Below are 8,344 nucleotides of genomic sequence, written 5' to 3'. Positions count from 1 at the left end.
GCCGCCGGCCAAAGTCCGGTAGCGCGATCGGCGCCTGTGCGGTGGCGCGATTGGCGGGAAGCGGGGGCCCAATCGGCGATTATTACGGTAGCGCTAACATCAGGTGGTCGATCTCCAGCTGGTTGCACAGCGAGGTGCAGGTGCCGCACATGGTGCAGTCCCACAGGCCGCCCTGGACGGCCTCGACGATGCGGTCGGCCTGGTCGTAGGCGTCGAAGTGGCGGAAGGCCACGGCTAGCATGTGGGAGGGGCCGATGTACTCGGGGTCCATGGCGCGGGCCGGGCAGCCGGCCGTGCACACCTGGCAGCGGGCGCAGTAGTTGATGCCGAACAGCTCCGCCTCGTGCTCCATGTTGTACTCGTTGAGGTCCTCGGCCTTAAGCGGGGCGACACGCACGCGCTTGTAGGTCTCGGCGATGCGGGCCTGCACCTGGCTCTTGTCCACGATGAGGTCCTTCACCACCGGCACGCCCTCCAGAGGCTCGACGGTGTGGGAGCCGTCGGAGAGGGGCTCGACGCAGGCCAGCACCGGCTTGCCGTCGAGCATCATGGCGCAGCGGCCGCACATGCGCCCGCGGCAGGAGAAGTCGAAGGCCAGCGGCTCCTCGTTCTCGTGGATGTACACGAGGGCCTGCAGCAGGGTCATGTACTCGTCGTCGTGGGGCACCTCGTAGGTGGTCTCGTAGGGCGCGTTGTCCTTCGAGGGATCGTAGCGCTTGACAGTGATCTTCATAGCGTAGGCTCCTTCTTATGAACTAGTAGGCGATCTTCTCGTAGGACAGGGTGCCGTCCTCGGCGCGGGTGTAGGCCAGAGCGCACGCCCAGTTCTCATCGTCGGTCTCCGGGTACTCCGGGCGGATGAGGGAGGCACGGCTCTCCTGGCGCTCCAGGGAGGCGTACACGAACAGGCGGGCCAGATCGAGCAAGTTGAGGGTCTCGATGGCGTCCTTCCAGTCGGCGTTGTACACCAGGCTGTCGTCGGCGCAGGCCATGCGGGGCACGTCCTCGGTCATGATGCGATCGAGCTCGGCCTTGGCCTCCTCGAGCACCTCCGTGGGACGGGAGGGGCGAGCGGCCTGGGCGCAGGCGTACTGGATGCTGCGGCGCACGGTGATGGGGCGGATGGGGTCGTCGGTCTGACGGGTGCGCAGATCCTCCAAACGCTCGATCTCGGCGGCCACGGACTCATAGGTCACGGCCGCGGGCTCCTCGTAGGAGTCGATGTACTCCAGCGCCTTCTTCATGGCGTAGCGGCCCATACGGCGGTTGGCGGTGTTGTTGTTGCCGCCCTCGGCGCCGGTGTTGGAACGGACGCCGAACAGGCCTTCGACATCGATGCACATGGCGTTCTCGTCGACCAGCATCTCGCCGCTGTGCTCGTACATCTCGGGCACGACCTCCACGGGCTGCTCGGTGAAGTCGAAGCCGAACTTCTCCTTCAGCAGCGCCGCGTTGCGCTGGTACATCCAGCGCATGGTGGACAGGGACTCGGGCTTGCAATCGAGGTAGATGCCGCCGTTCTCGGAACCCTGACCGCGATCGACGACAATGCAGGCCGCCTGGATAACGCCCTCCTGGGAACCGAGCAGCTCGGCCAGCTCCGGGTCGTCCTTCAGGTAGTTGCCGTCCTTGTCCATGAGGTCGCCAGAATGCACGCTGTCGGCGCCCACCATGGAGCCCTCGGAGGCAACGAAGCTGCGGGGGAAGGCGCCCATCATGTCGTAGGTGCAGAACTCGGCGTTGGCCACCTTGCCGCCGTGGCGCAGAAGCGACATCTCCACGTCGCCGGTGTTGTCGCACACGTTGTTCGACGTGCAGGACGTGGAGTTCCAGCCATAGAACTGGGTGGAGCCGCCCGTGGCCGCCAGCGTGGCCTTGGCGCGGAACACGCGGTACTCGCCGGTGGGAACATGCACGCCCATGGCGCCCAGGCAGCGGCCGTCCTCGATGATGAGGTCGGTGATGATAGTGCGGTCATGAATCATCACGTAGTCAAGGGCGCGGAAGTGATCCGACCACTGGCGCGCCATGGAGTGCTCGATGCCGCGGATGTTCGGAAAGTCGTACAGGTAGAACGGCGTCCCGTCCTCGTTGCGGGCCGACCAGACCTCGCCGAAATTGGCGATGCAGACATCGGGGGTGTCCCCCAGCTCGCTTTCCATGAAGGCGGCGCGGTACAGGGATTCATCGCGCAAGAAGCCGCTGTTCGGGATGTCGTCCTCGCTCTTATAGGTCGGCGAGTTCGGATCCCAGGTGTGCATGATGTCGAAGCTCATGCCGAAGGCTCCGCTGTAGCCGTAGGGGCCCTTGTCAACCATGATCACGTTCTTGCCGGCCTTGCGCGCCGCATCCACCGCGTAGCTCGCACCGAAGCCGGCGCCGATGATCAGGATGTCGGTCTCGAACACGGAGTACGGCACCCGGGCCGCGACCGTCTCGTTGTCGCCACCGGTGTCGGCCATCTCCTGCTGGGGCGCGCAGCCGGCCATGCCGGCGAACGCGGCCATGCCGGCGGTCAGCCCGCCGAGCTTGAAGAACGAGCGACGGTCCATGCCGCCCCGCACCTTCTCCTCTTCGTAGTTCCCCATCCCTCTCTCCTTTCGTGTGGGGTTACAACGGCGAAAATCATAGAATCGGCGGCCACGGGAAACAAAACTTGCGTCATTGGAGCAATTGTTGACACGGCACCTGGGTGCAGAGCGGGGACGCCGGCGAAGGCGACGGGAGATTGGTCGCGCTCTTTCACCTGATCAGGGCCGCGCATTCGCCGTCATGCGGCGAAATTCCGCGTTTTTTCCTCAGCGATTTTCGATTCAGGGCAAAAGCTTGCGCAATTGGACTAATCCGCCGCTTTGCCAGGAAAGTTTTATTATGGGTACGCATGCAAGGCAAGGAGGGGCCATGTCATCAACGGAACGAGGGGGCGCCATCGAAGCGGAAATGGTGCTCGATCGGTGGCGGAGCACTGCCATCGGCGCGCTGCGCCGCGAGGGCAGCACGACGATCAACCAGTACTGGATTCTCCTCATGCTCGACCGGCCCGATCCCGTCCCGCTCTCCGCCGTCGTTGAGACGCTTGAGCTCAACTACACGACCGTGGCCGAGGGCGTGGCACGCATGGCGGCCGACGGCACCGTGGCGAAGGCCGAGTCGGAGGACGATCGGCGCGCCACCATGGTCGCCCTCACCCCCGAGGGGCGCGCGCTGCTCGGGCGGCTCGACCACGCGCTCGTCCAAGTGGCGAAGCGGGCCCTCGCCCCTCTTTCAGGACAGCTGCGCATCCAGGCCATGGCGCTGCTCTACAGCGCTTGCGTACGATTGAACAAGAACCGCACCGTGGGCCACCTCGCCCGCGGCGACAGCGCCTTCCTCATCATCTGCCAGCAAGTGGCCTCGAACTTCGCCACCATCTGCAAGCAGAACCTCGTCACCGCCCAGCAGGGCCACCTGCTGCTGGCGGCGGCCAGCAGCGACGAGCCGATTTCGGCCAAGGAGGCCCGCCGCCTTCTCGCCTTCGACGCCCCCACCCTCTCGCGCACCCTGGCCCGTTCGGAGTCCGCCGGCCTCGTCACCCGCGCGACCGGCGCGACGAAGCGCGAGAGGCAGATCACGGTGACGTCCCTCGGCCTGCAGTGCGCCTCGCTCATCGCCGAGGGCACCGAGGAGATGCTGCGGCAGCTGTTCGGCGACGACTACGGCACCGAGACCTACCGCCAGACCATCGCCGCCCTGCGCCGCAGCCTTCACGACGACCTTGCCGCGCGCCAGCGGTAAAGCACCGACCGGTCTCCGACCCTTAGGGGATCGCACTTGCTAACTTTGCTAACAAAAGCTAACTATGCTAACAAATGCTAACTTTGCTAACGCTCATAGCGGCAAACGAGTGCGGCCCACCTCACCGACCCTTGCGGATACCGCCCTTGCGGCCGTTGGCCTTCGGGGGCTTGCCGGGACGCTGGGATTGGGCCGGGCGCGGGGCGCCCTTGGCGGCGGAGGCGCCGCCGCGCTGATCGCGCTTCGGGCCCTTGCCAGCACGCTTTCCATTGCCGCCCTCCCCCGTTGCCTTGGGTCGCTTGGGGCGGATGAGGGCCTTCTCGTCCCAGCCGATGAGGTCGCTGCGGCCGGCCTTCACCAGGGCCTCGCGCACCAGATCGTAGTTGGCGGGGTTGCGGTACTGGATGAGGGCGCGCTGCAGGGCCTTCTCGTGAGGCGTGCGCGGGACGTAGGCTTCCTCCATGGTCAGCGGGTCGAGGCCCGTGTAGTACATGCAGGTGGAAATGGTGGACGGCGTGGGGTAGAAGTCCTGCACCTGCTCGGGGTTGAAGCCCATGTCGCGCACGTACTCGGCCAGCTCCACTGCCTCCTTCAGGGTGGATCCGGGGTGCGAGGACATGAGGTAGGGCACGATGTACTGTTTCTTGCCCGCCTCGCGGTTGAGGTCGTCGAAGGCCTCGCAGAAGCGGTCGTAGACGGCCCGCGGCGGCTTGCCCATGGCGGCGAGCACCGTGTCGGACACGTGCTCGGGAGCCACGCGCAGCTGGCCGGAGACGTGGTGATCCACCAGCTCGCGCAAAAACGTCTCGCCACCTTCGCGGTCGGCCAGCACGTAGTCGAAGCGGATGCCGGACCGTACGAACACCTTCTTCACACCGGGCAGTTTCCGCAAGCGGCGCAGAAGCCCCACGTAGTCGCGGTGGTCGGCGCGCAGGGCACGGCAGGGCTCGCTGCCCAGGCAGCGCTTGTCGGTGCAGGCGCCGGCCTTCAGCTGCTTGGCGCAGGCCGGGGCGCGGAAGTTCGCCGTGGGGCCGCCGACGTCGTTGATGTAGCCCTTGAAGTCGGGCTCGGCCGTCATCCTTTCCGCCTCTTCGACGATGGACTCCTGGGACCGGGCCGTCACGATGCGGCCCTGGTGGAACGTGAGCGCGCAGAACGAGCACTCGCCGAAGCAGCCCCGGCAGCTGGTGAGCGAGAAGCGCATCTCGGAAAGCGCCGGCACGCCGCCGGATGCGTCGTAGGAGGGATGCCACCGGCCCGTGAAGGGCAGCCGGTAGACCGCGTCCAGCTCGGCGGTGGAAAGAGGCAGCGCTGGGGGATTCTGCACCACATAGACGCCATGGGGGTAGGCCTCCACCAGCCGCTTTCCCGTGATGGGGTCGCTCGCCCGGTACTGCTCGGCGAAGCTTTCCGCGAAGGCGCGCTTGCTGGCCGACACCTCCTCCCAACTGGGCAGCATGACGTAGTCGACCACATGGTCCAGCGAGCGCGTGCGGTACACCGTGCCGTCGATGAAGGTGAGGTCGGCGACGGAAAGACCCGAGGCCAGGGCATCGGCGATCTCCACGATGGAGCGCTCCCCCATGCCGTAGGACACAAGGTCGGCCCCGGAATCCATGAGGATGGATCGCTTCAGCGTGTCCGACCAGTAGTCGTAGTGGGCCAGGCGCCGCAGGCTGGCCTCGATGCCCCCCAGGATGATGGGCGTCTTCTTGAAGGTGCGGCGGATGAGGTTGGAATAGACCACGGCCGCGTGGTTCGGGCGCCGGCCCGCTTCGCCGCCCGGGCTGTAGGCGTCTTCGTGGCGGTGCTTCTTGTTCACCGTGTAGTGGTTCACCATGGAATCCATGTTGCCGGCGGACACGAGGAAGCCCAGGCGCGGCTCGCCGAAGACGGCCACGCTTTCCGGGTCGTTCCAATCGGGCTGGGCGATGATGCCCACCTTGTAGCCGTGGGATTCCAGCACCCGGGTGATGATGGCCGGCCCGAAGGAGGAGTGGTCCACGTAAGCGTCGCCGGACACGTAGACGAAGTCGAGCTGGCCCCAGCCCCGGGCGTCGGCCTCGGCCCGCGTCGTGGGCAGAAACGCCGAAAGCGGCACGGCAGTCTCGCCGGCCGCTTTCGAGTTATTGCGTGTGTTCTTTTTCGCCATAGAAGCTTTCTCTTCGGGTGCCGCCCGTAGGGAAAGGGCCATGCCCTTTCCGTTCTCCGCTCCGCCCGTGCGGCAAGGGCATGGCCCTTGCCCTACGGGTTATTCGGCCGAGGTGTCGGAGTCGGCGGCGGGCTCGGCAGCCGGGGCCGGAGCGGCCTCGCGGACGGTGATCTTCGCGTTCTTCTGCACGAAGCGGGCGGCCTTCAGGCGCTCGGCGGTCTCGCGCAGGGCGAAGCCGCGGCCCGAGTCCTCAAGCTGCTTGAGCATCATGGCCGCGTTGCCCTGGGGGTTCATGCCCAGGCAGGCGTCTTCCAGGTCCTTGTCCGTGAGCGTCATCTTCTCGTGACGGAACACCGCATCGAGGCAGAAGCCCTGCACGAGCACCTCGCGGGTCTGCATCATGAGCATCATGCCGAACTGCTGCTCGCCGCCGTTGGCCTCAACGAACTGCTCCCAGGTCATGCCGGCCTGCTGCAACTCCATGCGCAGGTTGTTCATCAGCTGATCGCGCGTGGCCTCGTAGATCTCGTCGGCGATGCGGCCCTCGAAACGGCGGGTGAGCGCGCCCACGGCCATCTGCTGCACGTAGCCCTCGTAGTTCTCGCGCTGCTGGGCCTCGAAGACGCGGCGCATGTCAGCCTTCAGGGCCTCCAGGCTCGCGAACATGGGCATGTTCGCCTTCACCCAGGCGTCGTCGATGATCGGCACGACCTCCTTCTGCACTTCCTTCACGGTGACAGTGCAGTTGATGGGCTTGTTCACCACCTCGCCGTTTTCCATGCCGAGCGGCGCCTCGAAGGTGAACTCCTTGGTCTGGCCCGGCTCCATGCCGAGCAGGTTCTCGTCGAAGCCTTCGGGCATGTAGCCGCGGCCCATGATGTAGGTGCGATCCTCGCAGGTGAGCGCCTTGATCTCCTCACCGTCGTCGTAGCACTTCATGGCGATGGAGCAGGCGTCTCCCGCCGTGAGCGGCTTGGCGTCGGTGGCCTCGTAGATGACCGAGTTCTTCGCCAGCTCGTCCAGCTGCTGCTTGACGGGCGTCTCGTCGAAGAAGAAGGGATCCACAGTGATCTCCACCGGCTCGTAGCTGGAAAGCTCGTAGGTGGGCTTCACGGTGACGTTCAGCGAGAACGAGAACTTCTTGCCGCGCTCGAACTTCGTGGTGGGCGTGGCCTTCGGCGGGAAGGCCGGCACGAGGTTGCGGCGGTCGAGGGCGCGGGGCACGAGCACCTCGATGGCCTGAGCCTCGATGATCTTGTCCAGATCGGCGATGCCGAGGGTCTCCTTCACGGAGTCCTCGAGCGACTTGCCCGGCAGCGGGCGCACGCCCATGGAAGCGGCGAAGGCCTCGCCGGCCTCGCGCAGGGCGTTGTTCACCTCGATGGCCGTGGCCTCGCAGTCCAGCTTGATGACGCCGTTGACCGGCTTGCTTTCGACAACATGCATGGTTCGGTTTTCTCCTATCGGATGGTCTTGACGGCCCCGGGCCGCCCTTTTCTCGGCCGTAATGGTAGCACAGCACCGCCCCCACCCCCGCCACGCGTTCCGAAGCCCATAATTCCCGCCCTTCCGACAGGAACGCTCCGAGCCACGGACGCGAGGGTGCCCAAATGTGCATCGTCGCGGCATCGCGGACGCGGGAATGCCCAAATGTGCATCGGTGCGGCATCGAACGGACGCGAGAAGCCTCCAAAGGGCGGATTCGGAACGCGAGAATGCGCATTTGTGCATCGTCACGGCATCGCGGACGCGAGGGTGCCCAAATGTGCATCGGTGCGGCATCCCTCTCGTAGGGCAAGGGCCATGCCCTTGCCGCCCGACCGAGGAAGAGAGGCGTTCCTGGTTGAGCGGAAGGAACAGAGCCCCCTCCCTACGGGAGCTTGGAGTCTCAGGGGCCCGTGGGCAAAGGCTCTGCCCGCATGAGACAGTGCCCCGGAGGGGTGTCTCATCTTCCGATAGCCATTAGGCGCATTCGCGCAGGGACGGCCCCCGAAGATGAGACACCCCTCCGGGGCACTGTTTCACTCCACGACAAAAGGCGGAAAGGGCATGGCCCTTTCCCTACGGGGCAACTCCGGGATGACACCTTTTCTGCAAGTCTTATCCCGCCGCCACAAAAACCGTACTTTTGCATGGCTTTCTTGGCGCAAACGCCACGTTTTATGGGTTCGTGTACGGTTGGGGGTGCGGACAAAAACTTGGACCGAGGAATGGTCCGGGAAGGAGTCCGCATGTACGACAGGGATGTGGTCGAGCTCGCCCTCCTCGCCCTGGAGGAGGGCATGTCGCAGCAGGAGGCCGCCGAGCTCTGCGGGGCCAGTGTTAGCGCTACCGCAAAATCAGCCGAACGCGCCACTCTATCCCGCCGGCGGCGCCCCCGGTTCCCGGCCGGGGGCGCTACCGCACTTTGGCCGCCCG

At 65.8% G+C, this 8,344-nt stretch carries 6 protein-coding genes; 2 read left to right on the top strand and 4 right to left on the bottom strand.

Annotated features, from left to right (window positions below; translation table 11 throughout):
- Positions 1–82: 82 nt before the first annotated feature.
- Together ACW4LP_RS12105 and ACW4LP_RS12100 are read right to left on the bottom strand one after the other, a co-directional pair.
- Positions 83–733: a succinate dehydrogenase/fumarate reductase iron-sulfur subunit gene (locus ACW4LP_RS12105; protein WP_451918227.1), complete on the bottom strand. Its 651-nt coding sequence runs from the start codon at positions 731–733 to the stop codon at positions 83–85.
- A 22-nt stretch (positions 734–755) separates the two neighbouring features.
- The gene (locus ACW4LP_RS12100) at positions 756–2,588 is read right to left on the bottom strand and encodes an FAD-dependent oxidoreductase (protein ID WP_173112337.1); all 1,833 of its coding nucleotides are present in this window, start codon (positions 2,586–2,588) and stop codon (positions 756–758) included.
- A gap of 313 nt (positions 2,589–2,901) precedes the next feature.
- Here ACW4LP_RS12100 and ACW4LP_RS12095 point away from each other — a divergent pair, with 313 nt between their 5' ends.
- Positions 2,902–3,774 (top strand): winged helix DNA-binding protein, encoded by an 873-nt coding sequence (locus tag ACW4LP_RS12095; protein WP_173112334.1) that lies wholly within the window; start codon positions 2,902–2,904, stop codon positions 3,772–3,774.
- A gap of 121 nt (positions 3,775–3,895) precedes the next feature.
- Here the strand turns inward: ACW4LP_RS12095 and ACW4LP_RS12090 are convergent, their stop codons facing one another.
- Together ACW4LP_RS12090 and ACW4LP_RS12085 are read right to left on the bottom strand one after the other, a co-directional pair.
- Positions 3,896–5,926: a YgiQ family radical SAM protein gene (locus ACW4LP_RS12090; RefSeq protein WP_173112331.1), complete on the bottom strand. Its 2,031-nt coding sequence runs from the start codon at positions 5,924–5,926 to the stop codon at positions 3,896–3,898.
- Between the two features lie 99 nt (positions 5,927–6,025).
- Positions 6,026–7,372: a trigger factor gene (locus ACW4LP_RS12085; RefSeq protein WP_173112328.1), complete on the bottom strand. Its 1,347-nt coding sequence runs from the start codon at positions 7,370–7,372 to the stop codon at positions 6,026–6,028.
- 785 nt (positions 7,373–8,157) lie between these two features.
- Between ACW4LP_RS12085 and ACW4LP_RS12080 the strand changes: the two genes are divergently transcribed.
- A partial coding sequence (locus ACW4LP_RS12080) for a hypothetical protein (RefSeq protein ID WP_455803861.1) occupies positions 8,158–8,344 on the top strand: 187 nt, incomplete at its 3' end.

Source organism: Adlercreutzia sp. CNCM I-6215, assembly GCF_977072315.1.
The sequence above is the reverse complement of the archived record's forward strand: the minus strand, read 5'-3'. Positions and strand labels throughout refer to the sequence as shown.